Origin of the sequence: Microbacterium sp. VKM Ac-2870 (assembly GCF_015350795.1) — a bacterium.
Taxonomy (GTDB): domain Bacteria; phylum Actinomycetota; class Actinomycetes; order Actinomycetales; family Microbacteriaceae; genus Microbacterium.
Genome location: NZ_JADKSH010000002.1, coordinates 617,010 through 641,455, shown reverse-complemented (window position 1 = coordinate 641,455; position 24,446 = coordinate 617,010). Strand labels below are relative to the sequence as shown.

Genomic DNA, 24,446 nt, shown 5'->3' with positions numbered 1-24,446 from the left:
CTGCAGGCCCGCTCAGCGGCGTCACCGCTTGCGCGAGAAATCCTCCAGGCGCTCCTGCGGGCTCAGCGCCGCCATCCGCTCCACCCACTGCGGCGTGAACACCTCGGCCGTCTCGGCATCGCCGACCGGCACGACCGCGTGGGTGATGGTGTCGTCGTAGACGTGGACGAGCTGGAAGGACTGGCCCCCGTCCATACCGTTGACCTCGTGCGGCGGACGCTGCAGGTTCATCGTGTAGCAACTCGCTGAGGCGACGCTCACCGGGATGCCGGCGAACGTGCCGGACGCCGAGTAGTGCAGGTGTCCCGCCAGGATCGCACGCACGTCGCTGCCGGCGATGACGTCGGCAAGCTCGCTCTGGTGGCGCAGCTCGAGGATGTCGAAGAACGGGATGTGACTCGGCAGCGGCGGGTGATGCAGCGCCAGGATCGTTCCCCGGGGTGCCGGCGTGGACAGGATGCCACGGAGCCACGCGAGCTGCGCGTCGTCGAGGTCGCCGTGGTGCCACCCCGGCACAGAAGAGTCGAGCGCGATGAGCCGAAGACCTCCGAGGTCCCACACCCCGGTGACCGGTTCCGCCGTCGCGGGACCGTCGAGCAGCCCGGCGCGCAGCGCGGGCCGCTCGTCGTGGTTGCCCGCGACCCACACGATGGGAGCTCCGAGCCGCTCCGCGACGGGTTCGACGGCGGCGCGCAGCGCGGCGTAGGCGTCGGGCTCGCCGAGGTCGGTCAGATCCCCCGTGAACACGATGGCATCCGGCCGGACGCCGGTGCGTTCCACCGCGGCGAGCGTGGCCTGCAGGTTCGCCGCCGTGTCGTAGCGCCCGCCGAGCGGTCGATTGCCCGCGAGCAGATGGGTGTCGCTGAGGTGGACGATGACCCGTCGCGCGGGCGGGTGTACACCGAAACGGGGCGACGCGGCATCCATGCACTCAGCCTAGGCGGGGCCGGCGACGCCGCGCGGTCGCGGGCGTCAGCGGATGACGATGAGCGCGAGCCCGGCGAGCACAGCGATGCCGCAGAACGCGAACGAGGCGTAGGCGCCGACGAGGGCGAGCCGCTTCTGCCCCTCGGTGAGGGGGCTCTTCTTGGCGGCCTTCGCGGCGGCCTTGGCCGCACGCTTGGCCTCTTTCTCCGTGATCACGGTGATCGCGTCGGTGAACTCCGCGGGCGCGACCACCGGCGCATGTCCGCTGCGCACGAGCAGGCGCAGCCCGATGGCGTAGAAGGCCACCACGAGCACGGCGCCGGTCAGGGCGGCGGCGAAGACCTGGACGAAGGCGAACCAGTCGATCGAGATGCCCATCACCGCTCTCCCTTCGCTTCGTCGGACTTCTTCTCCGCCCGGCGCGCCTTCTCGTCCGCCCGCGCGGCCTTCTGCTGTGCACGCTCGGCACGCAGGATCGCGCGCTGACGGCGGGTGGGCGGTGGATTGCGCTTGACCTTCACGGCGAGACCGGAGTCGGCCACCTCGCTCATCGCGTTGGAGGAGTCGACCTGGTTGTGCCGGGAGCGCACGAACATGAGCACGATGATGGCGACGGCCAGCACGGCGTCGATGAAGATGCCCGCACTGCCGAACCACACCACCAGAAGTGCCGCGGAAGCGCCGACGGCGGCGGATGCCGGCAAGGTCAGCACCCATCCGATCGCGATGCGCCCGACCGTGCGCCAACGCACCGTCGAGCCGCGGCGACCGAGACCCGAGCCGATGACCGAGCCCGACGCGACCTGCGTCGTCGAGAGGGCGAATCCGAGTGCGCTGGAGGCCAGGATCGTCGCCGCGGTCGAGGTCTCGGCCGAGAACCCCTGCGCGGGCTTGACGTCGGTGAGCCCCTTACCCAGCGTGCGGATGATGCGCCATCCCCCCATATACGTGCCCAACGCGATCGTCAGCGCGCACGCCAGGATGACCCAGAGCTGCGGGTCGGCGTGCGCGGCGTTCTGCCAGCCGGCCATGATGAGCGCGAGGGTGATGACGCCCATGGTCTTCTGCGCGTCGTTGGTGCCGTGGGCGAGCGCGACGAGCGAAGACGTGAAGATCTGACCCCAGCGGAAGCCGTCGCGTCCGTCGGGCTTGCTGTCGTAGCGGCGCGTGACCGCATAGGCCAGGCGGGTGGCGAGGAAGGCGATCACCCCGGCCGTGAACGGCGCGATCAGTGCGGGCAGCACCACCTTGCTCAGCACCATTCCGAAATCGATCGCGGCGGCGCTCGCGCCCACCAAGGTGGCACCGATGAGGCCGCCGAAGAGAGCGTGCGATGAGCTGGACGGCAGGCCCAGCAGCCAGGTCAGCATGTTCCAGGTGATGGCGCCGATGAGGCCGGCGAAGATGATCGGCAAGAAGGCCAGCGGCTCGATCTGGTCCTCGCGGACGATGCCGTGCGAGATGGTCTTGGAGACCTCCGTGGACAAGAACGCGCCCACGAGGTTGAGGCTCGCGGCGAGCAGGACAGCAACCTTGGGCTTGAGAGCGCCGGTCGCGATCGGCGTGGCCATCGCGTTCGCGGTGTCGTGAAAGCCGTTCGTGAAGTCGAAGAACAGCGCCAGCGCGATCACCAGCACGACGATGAGGGCGGCGGTTTCCACAGTTCGCTTTCGTCGGGTTACAGAGGAAGGGAGCCGATGCGATCGGCGGCGCGAACGAAGAGTTCACCGTGGGTTCATGTTCCGGCAACCGGACACAGAAATCCTCCCACATCCCGGGCGTTCCCATCGAACGGTCCTCCGCCTCGATGCGCCTGTCGTCGATTAGCGTGGAGCGGTGACCCGTGACTCCGCCGCTTCGCCGCTGACCGCTCCCACCGCCGCCGCGCGCCCGACCATTCGTCGGCATCACGGCGACGAGATGCACGACGACTACGAGTGGCTCCGCGCGAAGGAGGATGCCGAGGTCATCGCCCATCTGGAGGCGGAGAACGCCTACACCGAGGCACGCACCACGCACCTGGCCGGACTCCGCCAGCGGATCTTCGACGAGATCAAGGCGCGCACCCTGGAGACCGACCTTTCCGTGCCCACTCGGCAGGGCGCGTTCTGGTATTACGGGCGCACCGTCGAGGGCAAGCAGTACGGCATCCACTGCCGCGCACCTCTGGCCGGCCCCGACGACTGGACTCCGCCCGTGCTGACTCCCGGTGTGGACGTGCCCGGCGAGACGGTGCTGCTCGACGGCAACATCGAAGCAGATGGGCACGAGTTCTTCTCCCTGGGCAGCTTCGACGTGACCACGGACGGCTCGCGCCTCTTGTACGGCGTCGACGTCGAAGGAGACGAGCGTTACACGCTCCGCATCCGCGATCTCGTCACCGGTGAGACGTTGCCCGACGTCGTCGAGAACACGTCGTCGGGGGCCGGGTTCTCGCCGGATGGCCGCCACATCGTCTACACGACCGTCGACGACGCGTGGCGCCCCGACACCGTCTGGCTTCATGAAGTCGGCACGGCGTCCGCCGACGATGTCCGCCTCTTCCACGAACCCGATGAGCGCTACTGGGTCGGCGCGGGCTTCACCCGCAGCGAGAAGTACCTCGTGATCGAGGTCGGATCCTCCATCACCACGGAGGAATATCTCGTGGATGCCGCCGACCTCCGCGCCGAGCCGCGCTCGATCTGGCCGCGTCGCGAGGGCGTCGAGTACTCGGCCACCCACGCGGTGGTCGACGGCGAGGACGTGCTCTACATCGTGCACAACGAGAATGCGCTCGACTTCGAGCTCGTGCGGGTGTCGGCATCCGACCCCGCCGGAGCCCGCGAGGTCGTCCTGCCCCACACGACCGGACGACGTCTGCTGGACGTGTCGGCCTTCCGCGACTGGGCTGTCGTGTCCTATCGCCGCGACGGACTCGCCCGCATGGGAATCCTCGATTACCGCACCGGGGCCGTCGACGAACTCGCCTTCGCTGAGGAGCTCTACACCGCGGGCGCGTCGGGCAACCCGGAGTGGGCACCACCCGTCGTGCGGCTCGGTTTCGGTTCGTTCCTCACCCCCGGCACCGTGTACGACTACGAGGTCGCCACGGGCGAGCTGCTGCTGCGCAAGCGACAGCCGGTGCTCGGCGGCTACGACCCGGAGCACTACGCCCAGCGGCGCGAGTGGGTCACGGCATCCGACGGCACCCGCGTGCCCGTCTCACTCGTGTGGAAGCGCTCGTTCGGGGAGCCGGGAGAGGCCCCACGCGCGGTGCACCTTTACGGCTACGGCTCGTATGAGCACTCGATCGAACCGGGGTTCTCGGTGGCGCGCCTGTCGATGCTCGATCGCGGTGTCGTGTTCGCCGTCGCACACGTGCGCGGCGGCGGTGAACTTGGCCGGCAATGGTACGAGGACGGCAAGCTGCAGCACAAGCGCAACACCTTCACCGACTTCGTCGCCGTGGCCCGTCACCTCGTCGACACCGGCGTCACGTCCCCGGCGACCCTCGTGGCCGAAGGCGGCTCGGCCGGTGGGCTGCTGATGGGCGCGGTGGCCAATCTCGCCCCGGAGCTGTTCGCCGGGATCCTCGCCGACGTCCCCTTCGTCGACGCGCTGACGACCATCCTCGACCCGTCGCTGCCGCTGACGGTGATCGAGTGGGACGAGTGGGGCGACCCCCTGCACGACGCCGAGGTGTACGCCTACATGAAGTCGTACACGCCGTACGAGAACGTGCGCGAGGGCGTGACCTACCCGCGGATCCTCGCGACCACCTCACTCAACGACACCCGGGTCTACTACGTGGAGCCCGCGAAGTGGGTCGCACGGTTGCGGGACGTGGGCGCCGACGCGCTGCTGAAGTGCGAGATGGTCGCCGGCCACGGCGGCGTCTCGGGCCGGTACAACTCGTGGCACCAGCGCTCGTTCGAACTCGCTTGGCTGCTGGACGTCCTCGGGCTCGCCGAGGTCTGAGGCTGACGCGGCGGCGCCCGGCAGCTGCCGAAAACAGGCGATCTGCCCGACGCAGGCGGGTACGCGTGATATCGTCCTGCGCTCGGCCGATCGCCTGCGGCGAGGCGAGCCAGCCGCCTCCTCCCCAGAGCCTGAAACGACCGAACACTCCACGGCGCAGAGCCTCCCGCGCCCGCGGCCGGTGCGGCCGGGGCAGGGTTCCGGCATGGATGTCGTCGGTGAATGGGTGCGCGCGCGAGGCGGCATCGCGCACAGCACGACGCTGAGGGATGCCGGCTACTCGAAGCATCGCATCACCACCGCTGTCGCGACCGGCGCTCTCCTGCGGGTGCGGCGGAGTTGGCTGGCGACACCGGACGCGGATGCCGCCGTCATCGCCGCCGCAGAACTCGGCGGACGTCTGACCTGTGTGAGCGCGGCAGGGCGTCGCGGCCTGTGGATACCGCACGCCCCACCCTCGCCCCACGTCGCCGTGCCGCGCACCTCGTCGGCGACCGCGACCGCCGGCATCCACCTCCACTGGGCTCAGGGACCCGTACCGCTCGCCCGGACGGATCCGACCGACCACCCGCTCAATCTGCTCTTCCACGCCGCCCGCTGCCTCCCCCGGCGCGACGCTCTCGCCGTGTGGGAATCGGCGTTTCGCACCGGGCTGGTTGCGCCCGAGGTCGCGGCCCGCGTGCGGTGGCGATCGGTGAGGGCGGCGGAGCTGGCGTCACTCGCCGGCTCGCTGTCCGACTCGGGCGTCGAGACCGTCTTCGCCGCGCTCATGCGGGATAGCGGGGTCCTCCTGCGTCAGCAGGTGTGGGTCGACGGGCATCCCCTCGACGGTCTCATCGGTGAGCGGCTCGCCGTGCAGATCGACGGTTTCGCGTTTCACCAGGCACGCGATCGACGGCGCGACCTGCGTGCCGATGCGCGGCTCGCACTGCGTGGATTCACCGTGCTCCGCTTCGACTACGCGCAGGTGCTCTTCGATGACGGCTACGTCCGTGAGACGGTGATGCTCGCCATCGCCCAGGGTCTTCACCGTGCGCGATGAGAGGGCGCCGACGCGGCAACGAACCTGCGAACGACGCGCTGAAAACAGGCGATCCGCCCGGCACAGGCGCTCGCGACGAGCATCGTCCTGTTCCGGGCGGATCGCCGGTGTCCGGCCGGAGCCGGAAAATCTCAGCCGAAGAGCGCGGCCGCCTCTTCGTAGCGGTAGATCGGCACGGTGTTCAGCTCGCCGAGCGCCTCCGCGAACGGCACCCGCACGATGTCGGTGCCCTTCATCGAGACCATCTGGCCCCACGCCTGCTCGTACACGACGTCGGCGGCGTGCAGACCCAGCCGGGTCGCGAGCACGCGGTCGAAGCCCGAGGGCGATCCGCCGCGCTGGATGTGACCCAGCACGGTCGCGCGGGTCTCGATGCCGGTCAGGCGCTCGATCTCGGGGGCCAGCACCTCGCTGATGCCCCCCAGGCGGGGGCGGTTGAAAGCGTCGAGTCCCTTGTCGCTGAAGGCCTCGTCCATGCCCTTGAGCGTGAAGCCCTCCGACACGACGACCAGCGGCGCGCGGCCGCGGTCGTGGGCCTTCTGTACCTGTCCGACGATCTCGTCGATCGACATCGGCACCTCGGGGATGCAGATGACGTGCGCGCCAGCGGCGATGCCCGAGTGCAGAGCTATCCAGCCGACATGGCGACCCATGACCTCGGCCACCATGCAGCGCTGGTGCGAGTCACCGGTGGTGCGGAGGCGATCCATCGCGTCGGTGGCGATGTTCACGGCGGTGTCGAAGCCGAAGGAGTAGTCGGTCGCACGCAGGTCGTTGTCGATCGTCTTCGGCACGCCCATGACGTTGATGCCGTCGTTCCACAGCCGGTTCGCCGCTGCCAGCGTTCCCTCGCCGCCGATCGCGATGATGCCGTCGATGTGATGGCCGTACAGCGTCTTCGCGATGTTCTCGGCGCCGCCGCGGGGACCCTCGTAGGGGTTGGTGCGACTCGTGCCGAGGATCGTGCCGCCGACCTTGGACAGACCCTTCACCTCATGACGGGTGAGGGGGAAGAAGTCGCCGTCGACGACGCCGCGCCATCCGTCGCGGATGCCGACGAACTCGATGTTGTAGTTCGTCGTGCCCTTGAGGACCACACCGCGGATGACCGCGTTGAGGCCGGGGCAGTCTCCGCCGCTGGTGAGGATGCCGATCTTCATGTGGAGATCCTTTGGTGATTCGGGATGTGGGTCGGCGACGCTGCCGTCTTCGACACTATCGCCGGATCGCGGATGGATGCCACCGCCTACGCCGTCGATAATCCCGGCCGGTTCACGCCGCGCCGAGCGCCTCTCGCAGCAGGTGCATGAGGGCGGACAACTGCACCGAATCGCTCGAGGTCGGGTCGAGCTGCGCGCCATCGAGCGCGCGCTGAGCAAGGCCCTGCTTGGAATCGATCAGCTCGGCGATCTTGGTGTCGATCGTGTGCGCGGCGATGATCCGCCATGCCGTGACGGGCTCGTCCTGTCCGATGCGGTGCACACGGTCGATCGCCTGCGTCTGCTCCGCCGCCGTCCACGACAGCTCCGCGAGCACGACGTTCGACGCGGCCTGCATGTTGAGACCGACGCCGGCCGCCGTGAGCGAGCACACCGCGATCGCCACATCGGGCTCCGTGTTGAACGCGTCGATGGCCTGCTGTCGAGCGGTCGTCGTCTGGTCTCCGCGGATCGAGATGGTGCGAAGTCCGGATGCCGCGAAATGCGCCTCCGCGGCATCCATGACGTCGATGTGCTTCGCGAAGAAGACGACCTTGCCGACCGATCGCTGCAGCTGCACGGCGTAGTCGGCCGCGAGATGGGCCTTGGCTTGGCCGATCTTGCGGACCATCGTGAAGACGTTGTCTGCACCGGCGCCGGCGGACTTGGCGTCTTCGAGCTCGCCGTGGGCGACGAGACGCACGATGTCCTCATCGACCTCGCCGATGAGCACCTTATCGCCACGCGCTTCGATGATGCGGCGGTACTTGGCGGCCAGACGCGACCCGAGCTCGCGCTCGGCGTCACGGATGGACCGGCCGAACTCGTCGTCCAGCTCGACCGGCAGATCGGCGATCAGCTTGTCGGGAAGGTCGGCGGCGACATCCTTCTTCTTGCGGCGAACGATGCCCATGGAGATCACCGCGTCGCGGGCCTCCGGGTAGAACGCCTTGTCGGCGGGCGTGAATCCCGTCGCATCGAGCTTCTCCATCAGCTCGGGGCCGGGCTTTTCGCCGTTGGTCCAGCCGAGGAAGCGCCAGATCGCGTCGAAGTCTTCGACATCGTTGATCAGCGGCGTTCCCGTGAGGGCGAGCATCAGCGGGTTGCGCACCTGCTCGCGGATGCGGCTGCCCAGAGCCAGCACGTTCTGCGACCGCTGCGAGGTGAGGTTCTTGATGAAGTGCGCCTCGTCGACGACCATGCCCTTCAGCCCCAGCGAGCCGAGCCACGACAGGTGACGATCAAGCACCTCGTAATTGACGATGAACACGTCGGCGAACGCGTCGACCGTGTCACCGTCGCCATGGATCACGGTGGCGCGACGCTGCGGTGTCCACCGCTCGACCTCGCGCGCCCAGTTCATCTTCACGACGTTCGGCACGACGGCCAGTAGCGGATACGCGTCGGCGATGGACGCCGCGAGCACCGACTCGGCGGTCTTGCCGAGGCCGGGCTCGTCAGCGAGCAGGAAAGAACGATGTCCACCGCGGACGGCTTCGAGGAAGCGCGACTGGTGCGGCATGATCTCGAGCCCCTTGGGCGAGATGCGGTCGAACTCCGGAACCGGCGGCAGCTCCATCGAGGCGGTAGCGCCACCGGCGCCCGTCTCGAACGCCTTGTAGAGCGGGCCCATGAGCTCCCAGCCGTCGAGGCGACGGCGGGCTGTGGATGCCGGTGCACGCAGCGCCACGTCGGGCGCGAGGAACGGGTTGGCCTCGCGGCGCGCCTCGATCTGCGGCGGGAAGACCTGGCGCTCTGCGAGCGCTGCGGGAACCACCGGGGTCTGCTTCGGCGCGACATCCGTGATGATCAACTCGTCTTCGGGCAGCTCGGCACCCGATTCGAGCAGCCAGTCGCGACGCATGCGCTTGGCGACCGGGGAGGCAGCCTGGTCGACTTCGAGCAGCTGGATGAGCGAGGTGTCGCGCGCCGCGGTCTTGGCGAGGATCGTCGCCACGCCATCGAGGCGCTTGAGAAGCTCGGCGCGGGCGGCCGTCGGCGTGGAGTCGTCGGCTTTGACACGGGCGCGCTCCTCGCGAACCAGGAACGCGATGACCTGGAACTTCACCCGGTTGGTGGGTCCGAGCTTGCCCTTCTGCGCCTTCGCCTCGACCTCGCGCACCTTGCGGGCGAGGATCGGGATGAGGGGGGCGTCGTCGTCGCGACGTGCGGACGAACTGCGGTGGGACGATCCGCGTCGACGGGACGCGGGTGCGGATGCCGTGGTCGGCATGCTCCTCCTGAGCGTGAGTCGCCGGATATCCGGCGTGCATCCGGTCGTACGACCGGTCAGTCAAGCCCACGACGGATGCCGCGGGTGGGACGAGACGGGGATCCTCCGGCTGCGGGCACTCGCTTCTGCAAGCTGCGGCGACGAAGGCAAAATGCCTCGCCGTCCATTCTAGCGCGCCCTTCACCCCGCCCGCGAGCAGCCGTGTGTGAACTCAGGCGGGGGGGGTCAGCGGGTGGTGCGCAGGCGCAGGCTGTTGAGCACGACGAACACGCTGGAGAACGCCATCGCGGCTCCGGCGATCATCGGGTTCAGCAGACCGAACGCCGCCAGCGGCAGCGCCGCGACGTTGTACGCGAACGCCCAGAAGAGATTGCCGCGGATGATACGCATCGTGCGACGGCTGAGGCGGATGGCTGTGAGCACCGGGGCGAGGCCCTGGCCGGTGATAGCGATGTCGCTGGCGTGCATCGCGGCATCCGTACCCGAACCCATCGCGATACCGAGGTCGGCGCTCGCCAGGGCAGCAGCGTCGTTGATGCCGTCGCCGACCATCGCGACCCGGCGCCCGTCGGCGTGCAGACGGTCGATCTCGGCGACCTTGCCCTCCGGCAGCACCCCCGCGATCACCCGGCGGATGCCGACCGCCTCCGCGACCGCGTGCGCGGCACCCGCGTTGTCACCGGTGAGCAGGACGACGTCCAGGCCCAGCGCTTCGAGAGCGGCGACCGTGGCTGCACTGTCCGGGCGCACGGTGTCGGCGACCGCGATGACGGCGCGCACGCGATCGTCCCAGCCGGCGACGACCGCGGTCGCCCCGCGACGCTCAGCGGCGGCGACCGCCGCGAGGGTGTCGGCGTCGAGCTGCGCGCCGAGCGTGTCGGCGACGAACGCGGGGCGACCGGCGAACACGCGGTGTCCGTCCACCACCCCCGTGACGCCGAGCCCGGCCCGTCCCGCGAAGTCCGTCACGGCGCTCGGCTGTGCGGCGAGCGCGGCGACGGCACGCGCCAAGGGATGCTCGGACGCGTGCTCGAGTGACCCGATCACGTGCGCGACGTCGTCGCCATCGGCATCCCCCACCGAGGTGACGGCCGTCACCGCCATGGCACCTTCGGTCACCGTACCCGTCTTGTCGAGCACGACGGTGTCGATGCGGTCGGCGGCTTCCAACGCCTCGGGTCCCGTGATCAGCACGCCGAGCTGGGCGCCGCGGCCGGTGCCGACCAGGATCGCGATCGGGGTGGCGAGTCCCAGTGCGCACGGGCAGGCGATGATGACCACCGCGACGGCCGCTGTGAAGCCGGAGGCGATCGACGCCCCGGAGAAACCGCCCACGATCAGCCACCCCAGCAGCGTGACGACGGCGAGCGCGATCACGACGGGCACGAAGACGGCCGAGATGCGGTCGGCGAGGCGCTGGACGCGGCTCTTACCGGCTTGAGCGTCCTCCACCAAGCGCGCCAGTCGCGCCAGTCGCGTGCCGTCGCCGATCGAGGTCGCCTCGACGACCAGTCGACCGTCGGTCGCGATCGTGCCGCCGGTGACGGAGGCCCCGGCATCCACGTCGACGGGCACCGCCTCGCCGGTGATCATGCTCTCGTCGACCGCGGCGCGTCCGCTGACGACGCGACCGTCGGTGGCGACCTTCTCGCCGGGGCGGACCACGAAAGCGTCGCCGACCCTCAGCTGTTCGATCGGCACGCGCCGCCCGTCCTGCAGTTCGACGTCGCGGGCCGACAGCTCCATCAACGCGCGCACGGCGGCACCGGCGCGGCGCTTCGACCGCTGCTCGATGACGCGCCCGAGCAGGAGGAAGACCGTCACGGCCGCCGTCACCTCGAAGTACACCAACGAGGACGGATCATGGACGGGGGCGAACAGACCTCCCTCGTGGCGCATGCCGAGATGGCCGGCCGTGCCGAACACGAGCGCCCACACGCTCCACAGGTACGCGGCTCCCGTGCCGAGGGTGATGAGCGTGTCCATCGTCATGGCGCCGTGGCGGGCGTTGGCGAACGTGGCGCGGTGAAACGGCCAGCCTCCCCAGAGAACGACGGGAGTGGCGAGAACGAGCGAGACCCACTGCCATCCCGAGAACTGCCACGCGGGCACCATGCCGAGCACGACGACCGGTACCGCCAGCAGGGCGCTGACGATCAACCTAGTGAGCAAGGGCGTCGCACCCGGCCGGTCTTCGACATCGTGCACATGGCCGGCGCCGTGCTCGTGGGCTTCGGGGACCGGCCTACCGCTGTGCTGACGGACGTGTGCGTCGTAGCCCGCTTCGCGGACGGCGGCCACGAGTGCGCCGGTGTCGACCTCGCGCGGGTAGTCCACGCGCGCCGACTCGGTCGCGAGGTTCACGGATGCCGAGACGCCCTCGAGCCGTTCGAGTCGTTTCTCCACGCGGGCGACGCAGCTCGCGCAGGTCATCCCTTCGATCTCGAGCACCACGTGGGCACGGGATTCGGGTGACGCCGCGGTTGTCGACAGGCTCATCTCGGTTCTCCTTCGTTCGCGGTCAGTTCAGGACGACGGCGTAGCCCGCTTCGTCGACCGCGGCCACGATGTCGCTGTCGGGCGCCGGGCCATCGACAGTGACGGTGAGCGTGCCCTCGGTGACGTCGACGGCGATGTCGCTGACGCCGGAGATCTTGCCGACTTCACGACTGACGGCTCCGGCGCAGTGCGCGCAGGTCATGCCTTCGACGGTGTACGTGTGCGTGGTCATCCTGATTCCTTTCGCCGCAGGCCCGGAGATCCCTGTCGGAATCGGGCGACTGTCGATACGAACGATGATACCCCCCTGGGGTATTCCCCGACCGCGCTGGCGTAGGCTGAGAACATGTCCACCATCTCCGAGCGCGCTCTCGCCGCGACGATCGATCACGCCATCCTCAAGCCCGAACTGACCCGCGCCGACGTCGACGCCGAACTCGACATCGCCGCCGAATGGGGCGTGTTCAGCGTGTGCGTTCGACCGAGCGACATCTCCTACGCCGTGCAGCGCCTCGCGGGCACCGGCGTGAACGTCGGCACCGTCATCGGCTTCCCGCACGGCACCACCTCGACCGCTGCCAAGGTGGCCGAGGTGCAGCAGGCGCTCGCCGACGGCGCCGTGGAGTTCGACATGGTGATCAACATCGGCGCGCTCCGCTCCGGCTTCGACGACGCGGTCGTCGCCGACATCGCAGCCGTCGTCGCGGCGGCATCCGGCAAGGTCACGAAGGTCATCCTCGAAACGTCCCTCCTCGACGAAGAGCAGATCGCGCGCGGCAGCCGGCTCACCGAGACCGGTGGCGCCGACTTCGTCAAGACCTCCACCGGTTTCGCCGGCGGCGGCGCGACCGTGCCGCACGTCGAGCTCATGCGTGCGAGCGTCGGTCCCGACGTTCAGGTCAAGGCCTCGGGCGGGGTCCGCAGCTACGCCGATGCCCTCGCGATGCTCGCGGCCGGCGCCACGCGCCTGGGCACCAGCGGCAGCGCCGTCATCCTCGGCGAGGCCCGTCGTGTGGATGCCGGCGAGCGCGCCACCGGAGCGGTGGACGCCGCCTCCTACTGACGCGAAGAGCCGCCGTCCTGGCGTGATCAGGTGACGGCCGGATCAGGCGAGGGCGGCGCGCACGCGCATGATGTCGTCGTCCATCTGGGCGATGAGCGCATCGATGCCCTCGAACGCGACCATTCCGCGTACCCGCTGCGTGAAGTGGATCTGCACGCGATGCCCGTAGAGATCCAAGCCCGTTTCGTCGAGGACGTACGCTTCGACCTGGCGGGTCGGCACGTCGTCGAACGTCGGATTGGTGCCCACCGAGATCGCGGCCGGGTACCGTGTGGTGACGGCGGTGCCGTCGACGCCGAGGTCCACGAGCCAGCCCGCGTACACACCGTCGGCCGGGATGAAACCCTCGGCATCCGCCGATAGGTTCGCGGTGGGATACCCCAGCTCGCGTCCGCGCTTGAGCCCGTGGACGACCTCACCCTCGACCGCATGCGGGCGCCCGAGCAGACGTGCCGCGCCCGCCACATCGCCGACAGCGAGCAGGTCGCGCACCCACGTCGACGAGACGCGGCGTCCACCACCCTGCACGTCGCCGACCACGTCGACCACGAAACCGTATTCGCGCCCCAGCTCGGTGAGCAGCTCCGGATCTCCCACTCCCCCGCGACCGAATCGGAAGTCGTCGCCCACCATGACCGTGATGACGCCGAGACTCAGCAGGACGTGCTCGACGAAGGCACGGGGTTCCCGCGCGGCGAGCGCCTCGTCGAAGCGAAGAACGAGGGTCGCATCCACTCCCGCTGACGCGAGGAGATCGAGCTTTTGATCGACGCTGCAGAGCGCCTGCGGGCAGAGATCCGGGCGCAGCAGGCTCAGCGGATTGCGGTCGAAGGTCACCGCGACGACCCGTGCGCCGGCGTCGGCCGCCGTCACGCGAGCGCGGTCGATGACCGCACGATGGCCGGAGTGCACGCCGTCGAACTTGCCGATCGCGACGACGCTCGGTCCGAAACCGGCGGGGATCTCCGCCGGGTCGTGGAAGATGATCACCAGCTGGACCTCCCGCTCGTGGAGGCGCCGTCGCCGATGCGCACGGTGGAAGGCGTCGCGGCATCCGCCGCCTCGTCGTTCTGTGCCCGGCCGCCGCTGCGCAGCCACCAGAGGCCGACGAACGGCAACACCAGGGGCACCCAGAAATACCCGAAGCCGTACCCCGACCAGACCGTCGCGTCGTGGAGGAACAGTTCGGGGTGCGTGAGACTCAGCGTGCCGACGATGAGCACTCCCGCCAGCTCGAAACAGATCGCGATCCACGCGATGACGAACCAGCGGCGGGCGTCGGATTTCACAAGGGCGACCGTCGCGAGGATGTAGACGACGGCGGCGACGGCGGAGAGCGTATAGGCGAGAGGTGCGGCCGCGAAGTCCTGCACGATCTGCACGAACGAACGCCCGGTCGCCGCGAGCGCCATGATCGCGTAGACGACCACGAGCACCCGACCGATGCCGGTCATCCGGACCGGGCCGGCGGGATCGAGCTGTGGCGAAGTCATGACCTGTCAATGATAGGCGGCGACGCCCCGGCGGGTGCCCGCGCTCACATGCCGACGGTGGTCCAGATCACCTGCATACGCCACACCATGACGGCGACCGAGAGCGCCGCGATCCCCATGATCACCGTGCTCCATCGGCTGCGCTCGAGGAGAGCCCAGATAACGGATGCCGGCGGGATCAACACCGCAGACACGAGATACACCCAGAACTCGAGCGCGCTCCCGAGGGGCGGGTTGCCGCTCAGCGGAGCCACGATCGCGACGACGACCTGCACGAGCAGCAACAGGAGCACCAGCGCGAGGCCGCCGACGGTGAGGTCGCTCGGCCGGCGGCCGGCGAGGCCGAGCGAGATCGCGAGCAATCCGGCGAGGACGGCAACCACGACCTGGGCGAGGGCGAACCACTCGATCATGCGTCCCCCGCCATGTTCATCGCGCTCTTCACGTCGGCGCCCCGGCGCTCGACGATGCCGACGAGGCGGCCGTCGGGGTCGATTGCCGCGGGGGTCGGGGTGAGGGCGCCGTCAAGGCGTCCGGCGGCTCCCGCCAGGCGCTTGCCGTGGCGCAGATCACGGGCTTCCTCGACCGTGACGGGGAAGGCTCCCAACACGGATGCCGCGATCTCGGCGGGCGACACCAGCGACGCCGCGGGTGTGATCTCGGCAACGGCATCGGCCACGTCGAAGGAACCGATGCGCGTGCGGCGCAGCGCGGTGAGGTGGCCACCGACGCCGAGGTCGGCGCCGAGATCGCGGGCGAGGGCCCGGATGTACGTGCCGCTGGAGCAGTCGACGACCACGTCGAGCTCGATCGTCCCGTCGCTTCCGGGTCGCTGGGCGGTGACGTCGAACCGCGAAACGGTGACGCGGCGCGCGGCGAGTTCGACCTCCTGGCCGGCGCGAGCCAGGTCGTAAGCCCGCTTGCCCCCGACCTTGATCGCCGAGACCGTGCTCGGCACCTGGTCGATCTCTCCGGTGAGCGCGGCGATCCCCGCGGCGATGCGGGCATCCGTAAGGGCGGCGAGAGCCCGGGCATCCGCTCGCTGGTTCTCCACCCCGTCGGCGTCATCGGAATCGGTCGACACTCCCAGCCGGATGGTCGCCTCGTAAGTCTTGCCCAGGCCGACGATGAACGTGAGCAGTCGAGTCGCGGGGCCGACGCCCAGAATCAGCAGACCCGTCGCCATCGGGTCGAGAGTGCCGGCGTGGCCGATCTTGCGGGTGTTCAGCGCGCGGCGCGCGCGGGCCACGACATCGTGGCTCGTGAGGTGCGGGGGCTTGTCGACGAGCAGGACGCCGTTCGGGGCGGCGGGTGACGCGGGCATTGCTCCAGCCTAGGCGCGCACACCTCCGCCCGAGATCTGCGGCGCCGGCCTCCAGAGGCCGCTGGGCCGACTCCGGCAGAGCTGCGCACGCGGCCCACGTAGGCTGGTCGAATGCCCGCCCTCGCCCCCGCGCTGATCGCGTGGTACCGCGAGACGGCACGCGATCTACCGTGGCGTGCGCCGGGTTTCGGCGCCTGGGGCGTGCTCGTCAGCGAGTTCATGCTGCAGCAGACGCCGGTGCAGCGCGTGATTCCGCTGCTCGAGGCCTGGCTGGCGCGGTGGCGCACTCCGACTGCCCTTGCCGACGACTCCCCCGCGGCCGCCGTGGCGCAATGGGCGAACCTCGGGTATCCGCGTCGCGCGCTGTGGCTGCACCGTGCCGCGGTCGAGATCCGCGACCGCCACGACGGGGTCGTCCCACGTGATGTGGATGCCCTCCTCGCGTTGACCGGGATCGGCGACTACACCGCGCGCGCGGTCGCCGTGTTCGCGTACGGCGACCGGCATCCGGTGGTCGACACCAACACGCGACGCGTCATCGCGCGGGCGGTCGAGGGCAGGTCTCAGCCCGGTCCGCCCGCACGCGGGGATCTCGCCGCCATGGAGCGGCTGCTTCCGGCCGATGTGACCGATGCCGCGGTGATGAACGCCGCGATGATGGAACTCGGGGCCATCGTCTGCACCGCGCGCGCCGCGCGCTGCGATATCTGCCCGATCGCCTCGCTCTGCGTCTGGCGGGCCGCCGGATACCCCGACACGGGCGATCAACGCCGGAAGCAGGCGTCGTACGAGGGCAGCGACCGTCAGGCCCGGGGCGCGGTGCTGCGCACGCTGCGGGCGGCGGACGCTCACGAAGCGCCGGAGGCTGCCGTCATCGCCGATTGGCCCGATCCGGTGCAACGCGGGCGGGCGATCGACTCGCTCCTGATCGACGGACTCATCGAATCCGACGGAGCGCACCTGCGCCTGCCCCGCTGAGGTCGTCTGTCCCGCGTGTGCATTCTTCCGGCGAGAGGGCGATGCGCCGCGGGGGTCAGGGGCGTACGGTGCGCCTCATGAAAGCGCTGATCGTGTACGAATCGCAGTTCGGCAACACCGAGCAGGTCGCCCGGGCCATCGGCGAGGGCGTCGCGACCGGCGGCGAGGTCGAGGTCGTCGCGGTCGACGTCGCCCCGGCGACCCTGCCCGCAGATCTGGATCTGCTGCTCGTCGGCGGCCCCATCCACGTGTTCTCGATGTCGCGTGCGCAGACGCGGGCCGACGTCGCCAAGGACGACCGGACACCGACGCAGTCCGGCATCCGCGAGTGGCTGGCGGGCGTGACCGCTGCGCCGACGGGCCTCCGCATCGCCACCTTCGGCACGAAGCAGGGGCACGGGCGCCTCAGCGGATCGGCCGCAACGGCGGCCGCGAAGGCTGCGCGGGCACACGGAATGACGGTGGATGCCGCGAGGGACTTCTTCGTGACGGGGCGAAGCGGCCCGCTCGAAGAGGGCGAACTCGAACGCGCGTCCGCGTGGGGACGCACGCTCGGTCGCTGACGGCTTATGCCTCGTCGTCCTCGTCGTCTTCGCGCGGCTTGACGTACGGATCGGCGTCTCCGGCGTACGCGGCTCCTGCGGCCAGCCCGGCCACAGCGGCGTCGCGTTCCTGCGCCTCGCGCAGAAGCTCGGTGATGTGGCCGGCGTTTTCGGGAAGAGCGTCGAGGATGAACTCGAGCGACGGGGTGAGGCGCACGGCGAGGTGCTTTCCGACCTCGCTGCGCAGCATGCCGGTCGCCGCTTTGAGGGCGGCAGCGGAGTCTTCGCGAGCCTTCTCGTCGCCGTAGACGGTGTAGAAGACCGATGCGTGCTGCAGGTCACCCGTCACACGCACGTCGGTGATCGTCACGAAGCCGAGGCGCGGGTCGCGCAGCCCCTTCTCGAGCCGCTCGGCGATGAGCACGCGGATGCGGTCGGCGAGTCTCGCCTGCCGTTCTGAAGACATCTTTTCTTCCCTTCACACCACAGCGACGCGACTGCGCCGCAGTAAAGGCGAAGGCGGAGCCGGTCGCGCCGCGGAGGCAATCGGGGTAGGGGCCCCGCTCTTGCCTCCGCGACGCGATCGGCGCAGCCGCAGCCAAAAAGTGCGGATCAGCCGCGCGGCTTCTCCACCATCTCGGTCGTCTCGATCTCGTCACCGATCTGAATGTCGTTGTACTTGCCCAGACCGATACCCGCCTCGAAGTCCGTACGGACCTCGGTAACGTCGTCCTTGAACCGGCGCAGCGATTCGATCGCCAGGCCGTCGGCCAGCACCACACCGTCGCGGATGACGCGCGCCTTGGCGTTTCGCGTGATCGTTCCCGATCGCACGATGACACCGGCGATGTTGCCGAACTTCGAGGAGCGGAACACCTCGCGGATCTCGGCGACACCCGACTGGACCTCTTCGAACTCCGGCTTGAGCAGACCCTTGAGCGACTGCTCGACGTCGTCGATCGCGTTGTAGATGACCGAGTAGAAGCGCACGTCGACACCTTCACGGGCGGCACGCTCGCGCGCCTTCGTGTCGGGACGGACGTTGAAGCCGATCACGATCGCGTTGTCGATCGTGGCCAGGTTGATGTCCGACTCGGTGATCGCACCGACACCGCGGTGGATGATGCGCAGCTGGACGCTGTCGTCGACCTCGATCTTCAACAGCGATTCCTCCAGCGCCTCGACGGCACCGGAGACGTCACCCTTGATGATGAGGTTGAGCGACTCGACCTTGCCCTCTTCCAGAGCACGGGTGAAGTCCTCGAGCGAGATGCGCTTGCGGGCCTTGGCGAGCTGAGCGTTGCGCTCAGCGGCTTCACGCTTCTCGGCGATCTGGCGGGCCAGGCGGTCTTCCTCGGTGACGATGAAGACGTCGCCGGCGCGGGGCACCGAGTTCAGACCCTGCACCTGCACCGGACGCGAAGGCCAGGCCTCCTCGACGGCGTCACCGTTCTCGTCGATCATGGCGCGGACGCGGCCGTAGGCCGTTCCCGCGACGATCGCGTCGCCGACGCGTAGCGTTCCGGACTGGATGAGGACGGTGGCCACCGAACCGCGACCCTTGTCGAGCTTCGCTTCGATCGCGATACCGCGCGCCGCCTTGTTCGGGTTGGCCGTGAGGTCCAGACCCGCGTCGGCGGTGAGCAGCACGGCATCCAGCAGAGCCTGGATGTTGAGGTTCTCGCGCGCCGACACGTCGACGAACATGACGTCGCCGCCGTACTCCTCGGCGACCAGCCCGTACTCGGTGAGCTGCTGGCGCACCTTGGCCGGGTTGGCGTCGGGCTTGTCGACCTTGTTGACCGCGACGACGATCGGCACGCCGGCGGCCTGGGCATGGTTGAGCGCCTCGACCGTCTGCGGCATGATGCCGTCGTCGGCGGCGACCACGAGGATCGCGATGTCGGTCACCTGCGCACCACGGGCACGCATGGCGGTGAACGCCTCGTGACCCGGGGTGTCGATGAAGGTGATCGCACGCTCGATGCCCTCGTGCTCGGTCCACACCTGGTACGCACCGATGTGCTGCGTGATGCCGCCGGCTTCGCCCGCCACGACATTCGTCTGGCGGATGGCGTCGAGCAGTCGGGTCTTACCGTGGTCGACGTGACCCATGACGGTGACCACGGGCGGACGGATCTCGAGATCGTCCTCGCTCTCCGCCTCCAGCTCGGCCTCGAGATCGAGACCGAAGCCCTCCAGGAGCTCCTTGTCCTCGTCCTCGGGCGAGACCATCTGGATCTTGTAGCCGAGCTCGGCACCCAGAACCTCGAACGTGGCTTCGTCGAGCGACTCGGTTGCCGTCGCCATCTCGCCGAGGTTGAAGAGGATCGTCACCAGCGTGCCGGGCTGCACGGTGTACCCGCGCAGTGCCTCGAGCTTGTCGGCGAAGTCAGCGATCGACGCGCCGCGACGCAGGCGGATGATCTCGCCGTTGCCCTTCGAGACGTTGACGCCACCGACAATCGGTGCCGACCGCATCTCGAACTCTTGCCGCTTGGCCCGACGCGACTTGCGCTGCTTGCTCTTGCCACCGCCCTTACCGAAGGCACCCGCGGTACCGCCGCCGGGTCCACGGCCGCGACCGCCGCCGCCACCGGGACGACCCGCGAAGCCGCCGGCGGGAGCGCCGGGACCACCCGTGCCGCCGGGGCGCTGGAAGCCACCGGCACCGCCGGGACGACCGGGACCGCCGGGACGCTGCTGGAACGGCGCGCCGGGACGACCGCCGCCGCCGGGACGACCTGCGCCGCCGGGACGGGGCGCACCCGGACGCGGGGCGCCGGGACGCGGCGCCTGCGGACGCGGGATGTTGCCGGGAGTCGGGCTGGGCCGCTGACCCATGCCCTGCGCGGACGCGAACGGGTTGTTACCGGGACGGGGGCCGGCGGGACGCTGACCCATGCCCTGCGCAGACGCGAACGGGTTGTTGCCCGGACGCGGGGCGCCGCCGGGACGGGGCGCGGCGGGAGTGGCTGCGTCGGGCGTCGCGGAGTCGGCCGCCGACGCTTCAGCGGCCGGAGCGGATGCCGCAGGTGCGGCAGGCGCGGCCGGAGCCGGGGCCGGTGCGGTTGCTGCAGCGGGTGCCGGGGTTGCCGCGGCGGGCGCGGCCGGAGCCGGAGCTGCGGGCTTGGCCGGGCCGGGACGGGCGCCCGGACGGGCAGAGCCGGGGGTGGGCGTCCGCGATGCGGTGCTCGACGCGGCGGGCGCGGCGTCGGTGGACTTCTTCGCGGTGCCGTCGGCCTCGAGGGCCGCACGGAGCTTGCGCGCCACGGGGGGCGCAATGGTGGATGAGGGGCTCTTGACGTATTCGCCGAGCTCCTTCAGCTTCGCGAGGGCGACTTTACTGTCGACGCCGATCTCGGAGGCGATTTCGTGCACGCGTGGGTTTGCCACAATTCTCCTGTCTGAGGTCTCCCCCGGACAGGGCAGACCGTTACTTGCGGACGGGTCTCATTTCGAGCCGTTCACTTTGTGTCCATAGCCGTTCAGCCGTTTCGCTGGTGGGTGTGTTGAAAGGTCTGCGTGTCGAGTGGACCCGACACACGCAATGCTCGTCCGAAGGCGCGACGCCGGATAGCGGCATCCACACACGCGCTCGTGTCATGCACCCATGCGCCCCGCCCGGGGAGGACGGCCTTCTCGTCGGGGACGAGGACACCGTCTCGCTCCACGACTCGCAAGAGGGTGGAGCAGGCGACGCGCGCGCGGCATCCCACGCACGTTCGAACGGGTTCCATCTTACCCCCGTTGCCGCTTGTAGCCGTCACGACTCCAAGATGCTGTCGGGCTGGATGTCGATCTTGGCGCCGGTGAGCTTCGCCGCGAGGCGGGCGTTCTGGCCCTCCTTGCCGATCGCGAGGGACAGCTGGTAGTCGGGCACCAGTGCGCGCACGGCCTTGGTGCCGGCGTCGAGGATGAAGCTCGAGGTCACCTTGGCGGGAGACAGCGCGTTGGCGACGAACGCGGCCAGTTCGGGGTTGTAGTCGACGATGTCGATCTTCTCGCCGCCGAGCTCTTCGGTGACGGCCCGTACACGCCGGCCGAGCTCACCGATGCACGCGCCCTTGGCGTTGATCGCGGGATCCTTCGCGACGACGGCGATCTTCGTGCGGTGACCGGCCTCACGCGCGAGCGAAGTGATCTCGACCAGGCCCGACGCGATCTCGGGCACCTCGAGCGCGAAGAGCTTGCGCACCAGGCCCGGGTGCGTACGCGACACAGTGATCTGCGGTCCCTTGGTGCCCTTGGAGACCGAGGTCACGTAAACGCGCAGTCGCGAGCCGTGGGTGTACTGCTCACCCGCGACCTGCTCTTCGGGCGGGAGGATCGCCTCGACGGTGCCGAGGTCGACGTGGACCATGCGCGGGTTCGGACCCTGCTGGATGACGCCGGCGACGATGTCGCCTTCCTTGCCGCGGAACTCGCCGAGCACGGCCTCGTCGGCGATGTCGCGCAGGCGCTGTCCGATGACCTGCTTCGCGGCGAAAGCGGCGATGCGACCGAAGTCCTCGGGAGTCGACTCCTCTTCGCCGATGATGACGTCCTCTTCATCGCGTAGCGGGATGAAGACGGCGACATGGCCGGTCTTGCGGTCGAGTTCGGCGCGGGCGCCGTCGGGAAGCTCTCCCGTGGGAGACGTGTGCTTGGCGTATGCGGTGAGGATCGCCTGCTCGATAATCCCGACGAGTTCCTCGAACGGGATCTCCTTCTCGCGCTCGACCGTCCGTAGCAGTCCCAGATCGATGTCCACAGGTGCCTCCCTATTCAGCTCTCGACGCGAGGTCACCCTCGGTCATCTGCACAATTTTAGCCGATGGGCCCGCGGCAGCGGACGCCCGTGCCGTGCATACTTGCCAGATGGATGCCGCCTCCACCTCGATCGGGCGCGCGCTGCCGACGCCGCGCCGCGCCGATCCCGGCTTGATCGGTCTGCTGGGGTTCGTGCTCGCCACCCTCACCGCCCAGTTGGCGCACCTCGGCGTGCACAACGAAAGCGCGGTGTTCTGGGTGGGCGCGGTGTTCGGCGGCGTGGTCCAGGTGACCGCGGGCATGCTCTCGTACTTCATCGGCGACGACTTCCATTTCATCGTCTACAACGCGTTCGGTTGGTACTGGATCTGCATGCCGGGCTTCCTGCTGGGCGGCGAACTGGGCTTCTTCGAAGTCTCCGGTCCCGCGCGGCCGCTGTTCTCGATGATGTTCGCGGTGCTCGCGCTCGGATTCATGTTCGCCGGGGCCACGCATAATTCGGCGCTCCCGGTCACCCTGCTGCTGGTATGTCTCGGGCTCGCTCTCGAATCCGTCGGGTCATTCGTGGGATCGGACAAGGTGGGCGTGGTCGGCGCATGGCTGCTTCTGGGCGCTTCGGCGACGGCGGCGTACATGCTCGTGGAGAAGTTCGCGTGGCGAACGATGGGCCGACGCATCCTTCCTCTGGGGCCGGCCTGGTTCCGCAGCGGGATCACCGACCGCGAGCCGTGAACGAGACACGACGCGTCGCCGGCACCGGGAGCGGGCTCTGTCAAGGCCCTGGGAGCGGCCAGGCCACGGCGGCAGAGTCGATGCATGACTGAACTCACTGGAACCGAGGCCCGCGATCGCGTGAAGGCGCTCGTGGAAGACATCGACTTCACCATGCTCACGACGGTGGATGCCGCCGGCCGGCTCGTCAGCCGCCCCATGAGCACGCGGGAGATGGACGAGAACGGCGACATCTGGTTCTTCACGTCGGATGAGACGAAGAAGGCCGACGAGATCGAGGCCGATCGCGATGTGAACCTCGCCTACTGCGACGCGAAGGGCATGCGCTACGTCTCCGTCGCGGGGCGCGCGACGATCGTCCACGACCGGGCGCGGATGGAGCAGCTGTGGTCGCCGTCGCTCGACATCTGGTTCGACGATGGGCTGGAGACCCCCGACATCGCCCTGTTGAAGGTCGCGCCCGTCGAAACCGAGTTCTGGGAGCCGGCCCACGGCACGTTGGTCATGGCCGCCGGCATGCTCAAGGCTCTCGTCACGCGCGAGACGCCGGACCACACGATGAACCACGGCAAGATCGTCTGCTGATCCCGCCCGCGCTTACGCCGGGCGCGCCTGAATGGGCGCGCTCGGCAACGCGTTGATCGCACGGATCAGGTGATGCAGCTCCCCCACGCGCCGCTGCGCAAAGCGCAGGACCAGTCGCGGCGCGTCGAGCATGTCCTCGTCTTCGCGTTCGGCTTTCAGAGGCCCCCGCCGCTCGATCTCGCCGTCGACGAGGAGATCGCCGAATCGCTCATTCAGAACCGCGACGTCGGCGTCGGTGGGTGTGGCGCGAAGCCGCAGGACGAGACGTGTGCCCACCCAGCGCAGCGAGACGTAGTTGCGGTAGAAGCCGGTGATCTCCTCGACGGCTGCCTGCACCGAGTCGGTCACGACCACGCGGTCGAGATCGTCGGGTGAGATCACGCCCTCGGGGATGAGGTGCTCATCGATGAACCGGCGAAGCCCCTCCCAGAACGTGCCTTCCGGGCGGTCGAGCAGCACGATGGGCGTCGGCGACGCTTTGCCGGTCTGCTGCAGCGTCAGCAGCTCGAACATCTCATCCAGTGTGCCGAACCCGCCGGGCATGCAGACGAAACCGCTCGACTCCTTGACCAGCATGAGCTTGCGTGTGAAGAAGTACTTCATGGCGACATTGCGCGCGTGGGCGGCAATGATCGCGTTCGGCTTCTCCTCGAAGGGCAGCCTGATCGACACGCCCAGAGAGTGGTCGGGCCCGGCTCCTTGCGCCGCCGCCTGCATGATCCCCGGCCCCGCGCCGGTGACCGTCATCCACCCGCGCGACGCCAGCGCTTGCGTCAGCTCGACGGTGAGGCGGTACAGCTCGGAATCGGGCGCGGTGCGCGCCGAACCGAAAACGGTGACCTTGGGTACTCCCTGAAACGGCGCGAACAACCGGAACGCCGCGCGCATCTCGGTGAGCGCGGCCGACGTGATCTTGAGGTCGAGTCGATCCGTGCCGTCGACGCCCATACCCACCCCCGTCGCGAGGATGCGCGCGACGAGGTCGACGTCGGCCGTGATGCCAGCGTCGTCGAGCAGGCGGCGGATGCCGTCGGTCACGGCGGGAGGGAGCATGGAACTGTCGGGCATACCTCCAGCCTGACATCTCGGCGTGGCTTCGGGTGAACGGCGGTGGAAC

23 protein-coding genes are annotated in these 24,446 nt (G+C 69.3%); 7 read left to right on the top strand and 16 right to left on the bottom strand.

Annotated features, from left to right (window positions below; translation table 11 throughout):
* Positions 1 to 21 precede the first annotated feature (21 nt).
* The 3 genes from ITJ43_RS06860 to ITJ43_RS06850 are packed head-to-tail and all read right to left on the bottom strand — an operon-like array spanning position 22 to position 2,588.
* Positions 22 to 927: a phosphodiesterase gene (locus ITJ43_RS06860; protein ID WP_194583062.1), complete on the bottom strand. Its 906-nt coding sequence runs from the start codon at positions 925 to 927 to the stop codon at positions 22 to 24.
* 45 nt (positions 928 to 972) lie between these two features.
* Positions 973 to 1,305, bottom strand: a complete 333-nt coding sequence (locus ITJ43_RS06855; RefSeq protein ID WP_194583061.1) for a peptidase — start codon at positions 1,303 to 1,305, stop codon at positions 973 to 975.
* Positions 1,305 to 2,588, bottom strand: a complete 1,284-nt coding sequence (locus ITJ43_RS06850; protein WP_194583060.1) for an inorganic phosphate transporter — start codon at positions 2,586 to 2,588, stop codon at positions 1,305 to 1,307. Before ITJ43_RS06850 ends, ITJ43_RS06855 begins: the two co-directional genes overlap by 1 nt.
* Before the next feature lie 175 nt (positions 2,589 to 2,763).
* On the opposite strand from ITJ43_RS06850, the gene ITJ43_RS06845 reads away from it, so the two are divergent.
* Together ITJ43_RS06845 and ITJ43_RS06840 are read left to right on the top strand one after the other, a co-directional pair.
* Entirely contained in the window at positions 2,764 to 4,887 is a 2,124-nt protein-coding gene (locus ITJ43_RS06845; protein WP_323741150.1) for a S9 family peptidase, read from the top strand.
* Between the two features lie 205 nt (positions 4,888 to 5,092).
* The gene (locus ITJ43_RS06840; RefSeq protein WP_194583059.1) at positions 5,093 to 5,929 is read left to right on the top strand and encodes a DUF559 domain-containing protein; all 837 of its coding nucleotides are present in this window, start codon (positions 5,093 to 5,095) and stop codon (positions 5,927 to 5,929) included.
* A 131-nt stretch (positions 5,930 to 6,060) separates the two neighbouring features.
* On the opposite strand, the gene ITJ43_RS06835 is transcribed toward ITJ43_RS06840, so the two are convergent.
* The 4 genes from ITJ43_RS06835 to ITJ43_RS06820 form a co-directional block, all read right to left on the bottom strand.
* Positions 6,061 to 7,089: a 6-phosphofructokinase gene (locus ITJ43_RS06835; RefSeq protein ID WP_194583058.1), complete on the bottom strand. Its 1,029-nt coding sequence runs from the start codon at positions 7,087 to 7,089 to the stop codon at positions 6,061 to 6,063.
* A 112-nt stretch (positions 7,090 to 7,201) separates the two neighbouring features.
* A complete protein-coding gene (locus ITJ43_RS06830; RefSeq protein WP_194583057.1) occupies positions 7,202 to 9,361 on the bottom strand; it encodes a DEAD/DEAH box helicase in 2,160 nt (719 codons plus the stop codon).
* A 225-nt stretch (positions 9,362 to 9,586) separates the two neighbouring features.
* The gene (locus tag ITJ43_RS06825; RefSeq protein WP_194583056.1) at positions 9,587 to 11,860 is read right to left on the bottom strand and encodes a heavy metal translocating P-type ATPase; all 2,274 of its coding nucleotides are present in this window, start codon (positions 11,858 to 11,860) and stop codon (positions 9,587 to 9,589) included.
* 22 nt (positions 11,861 to 11,882) lie between these two features.
* Positions 11,883 to 12,092 (bottom strand): heavy-metal-associated domain-containing protein, encoded by a 210-nt coding sequence (locus ITJ43_RS06820; RefSeq protein WP_194583055.1) that lies wholly within the window; start codon positions 12,090 to 12,092, stop codon positions 11,883 to 11,885.
* 114 nt (positions 12,093 to 12,206) lie between these two features.
* On the opposite strand from ITJ43_RS06820, the gene deoC reads away from it, so the two are divergent.
* Positions 12,207 to 12,923, top strand: coding sequence for a deoxyribose-phosphate aldolase (gene deoC, locus ITJ43_RS06815; RefSeq protein WP_194583054.1), 717 nt, complete (start codon positions 12,207 to 12,209; stop codon positions 12,921 to 12,923).
* 42 nt (positions 12,924 to 12,965) lie between these two features.
* Here deoC and ITJ43_RS06810 read toward each other — a convergent pair whose 3' ends face one another.
* From ITJ43_RS06810 to truB, 4 genes are read right to left on the bottom strand one after another with little or no spacing between them, the layout of a single operon-like run.
* On the bottom strand, positions 12,966 to 13,913 hold the full coding sequence (locus tag ITJ43_RS06810) for a bifunctional riboflavin kinase/FAD synthetase (protein WP_194583053.1): 948 nt from the start codon (positions 13,911 to 13,913) through the stop codon (positions 12,966 to 12,968).
* A complete protein-coding gene (locus ITJ43_RS06805; protein ID WP_194583052.1) occupies positions 13,910 to 14,416 on the bottom strand; it encodes a hypothetical protein in 507 nt (168 codons plus the stop codon). The genes ITJ43_RS06810 and ITJ43_RS06805 overlap by 4 nt, the downstream gene beginning before the upstream one ends.
* Positions 14,417 to 14,460: 44 nt before the next feature.
* The gene (locus ITJ43_RS06800; protein ID WP_194583051.1) at positions 14,461 to 14,829 is read right to left on the bottom strand and encodes a hypothetical protein; all 369 of its coding nucleotides are present in this window, start codon (positions 14,827 to 14,829) and stop codon (positions 14,461 to 14,463) included.
* The gene (truB, locus tag ITJ43_RS06795) at positions 14,826 to 15,740 is read right to left on the bottom strand and encodes a tRNA pseudouridine(55) synthase TruB (protein ID WP_194583050.1); all 915 of its coding nucleotides are present in this window, start codon (positions 15,738 to 15,740) and stop codon (positions 14,826 to 14,828) included. Before truB ends, ITJ43_RS06800 begins: the two co-directional genes overlap by 4 nt.
* A 111-nt stretch (positions 15,741 to 15,851) precedes the next feature.
* On the opposite strand from truB, the gene ITJ43_RS06790 reads away from it, so the two are divergent.
* Together ITJ43_RS06790 and ITJ43_RS06785 are read left to right on the top strand one after the other, a co-directional pair.
* Complete coding sequence (locus tag ITJ43_RS06790; protein ID WP_194583049.1) at positions 15,852 to 16,718, top strand: A/G-specific adenine glycosylase; 867 nt, start codon at positions 15,852 to 15,854, stop codon at positions 16,716 to 16,718.
* Between the two features lie 77 nt (positions 16,719 to 16,795).
* Positions 16,796 to 17,281, top strand: a complete 486-nt coding sequence (locus tag ITJ43_RS06785) for a flavodoxin family protein (protein ID WP_194583048.1) — start codon at positions 16,796 to 16,798, stop codon at positions 17,279 to 17,281.
* Positions 17,282 to 17,285: 4 nt separating this feature from the next.
* Here the strand turns inward: ITJ43_RS06785 and rbfA are convergent, their stop codons facing one another.
* The 4 genes from rbfA to nusA form a co-directional block, all read right to left on the bottom strand.
* The gene (gene rbfA, locus ITJ43_RS06780) at positions 17,286 to 17,726 is read right to left on the bottom strand and encodes a 30S ribosome-binding factor RbfA (protein ID WP_194583047.1); all 441 of its coding nucleotides are present in this window, start codon (positions 17,724 to 17,726) and stop codon (positions 17,286 to 17,288) included.
* 146 nt (positions 17,727 to 17,872) lie between these two features.
* Positions 17,873 to 20,656: a translation initiation factor IF-2 gene (gene infB / locus ITJ43_RS06775; RefSeq protein WP_194583046.1), complete on the bottom strand. Its 2,784-nt coding sequence runs from the start codon at positions 20,654 to 20,656 to the stop codon at positions 17,873 to 17,875.
* 92 nt (positions 20,657 to 20,748) lie between these two features.
* Positions 20,749 to 21,000 (bottom strand): YlxR family protein, encoded by a 252-nt coding sequence (locus ITJ43_RS06770; RefSeq protein WP_194583045.1) that lies wholly within the window; start codon positions 20,998 to 21,000, stop codon positions 20,749 to 20,751.
* Positions 21,001 to 21,026: 26 nt separating this feature from the next.
* The gene (gene nusA / locus ITJ43_RS06765) at positions 21,027 to 22,013 is read right to left on the bottom strand and encodes a transcription termination factor NusA (protein WP_194583044.1); all 987 of its coding nucleotides are present in this window, start codon (positions 22,011 to 22,013) and stop codon (positions 21,027 to 21,029) included.
* A gap of 107 nt (positions 22,014 to 22,120) precedes the next feature.
* Between nusA and ITJ43_RS06760 the strand changes: the two genes are divergently transcribed.
* Together ITJ43_RS06760 and ITJ43_RS06755 are read left to right on the top strand one after the other, a co-directional pair.
* Positions 22,121 to 22,744: an acetate uptake transporter family protein gene (locus tag ITJ43_RS06760; RefSeq protein WP_194583043.1), complete on the top strand. Its 624-nt coding sequence runs from the start codon at positions 22,121 to 22,123 to the stop codon at positions 22,742 to 22,744.
* An 84-nt stretch (positions 22,745 to 22,828) separates the two neighbouring features.
* Positions 22,829 to 23,329, top strand: a complete 501-nt coding sequence (locus ITJ43_RS06755; protein ID WP_194583042.1) for a pyridoxamine 5'-phosphate oxidase family protein — start codon at positions 22,829 to 22,831, stop codon at positions 23,327 to 23,329.
* A 12-nt stretch (positions 23,330 to 23,341) separates the two neighbouring features.
* On the opposite strand, the gene ITJ43_RS06750 is transcribed toward ITJ43_RS06755, so the two are convergent.
* Positions 23,342 to 24,397: a TIGR00730 family Rossman fold protein gene (locus tag ITJ43_RS06750; RefSeq protein ID WP_194583041.1), complete on the bottom strand. Its 1,056-nt coding sequence runs from the start codon at positions 24,395 to 24,397 to the stop codon at positions 23,342 to 23,344.
* Between the last annotated feature and the right edge of the window lie 49 nt (positions 24,398 to 24,446).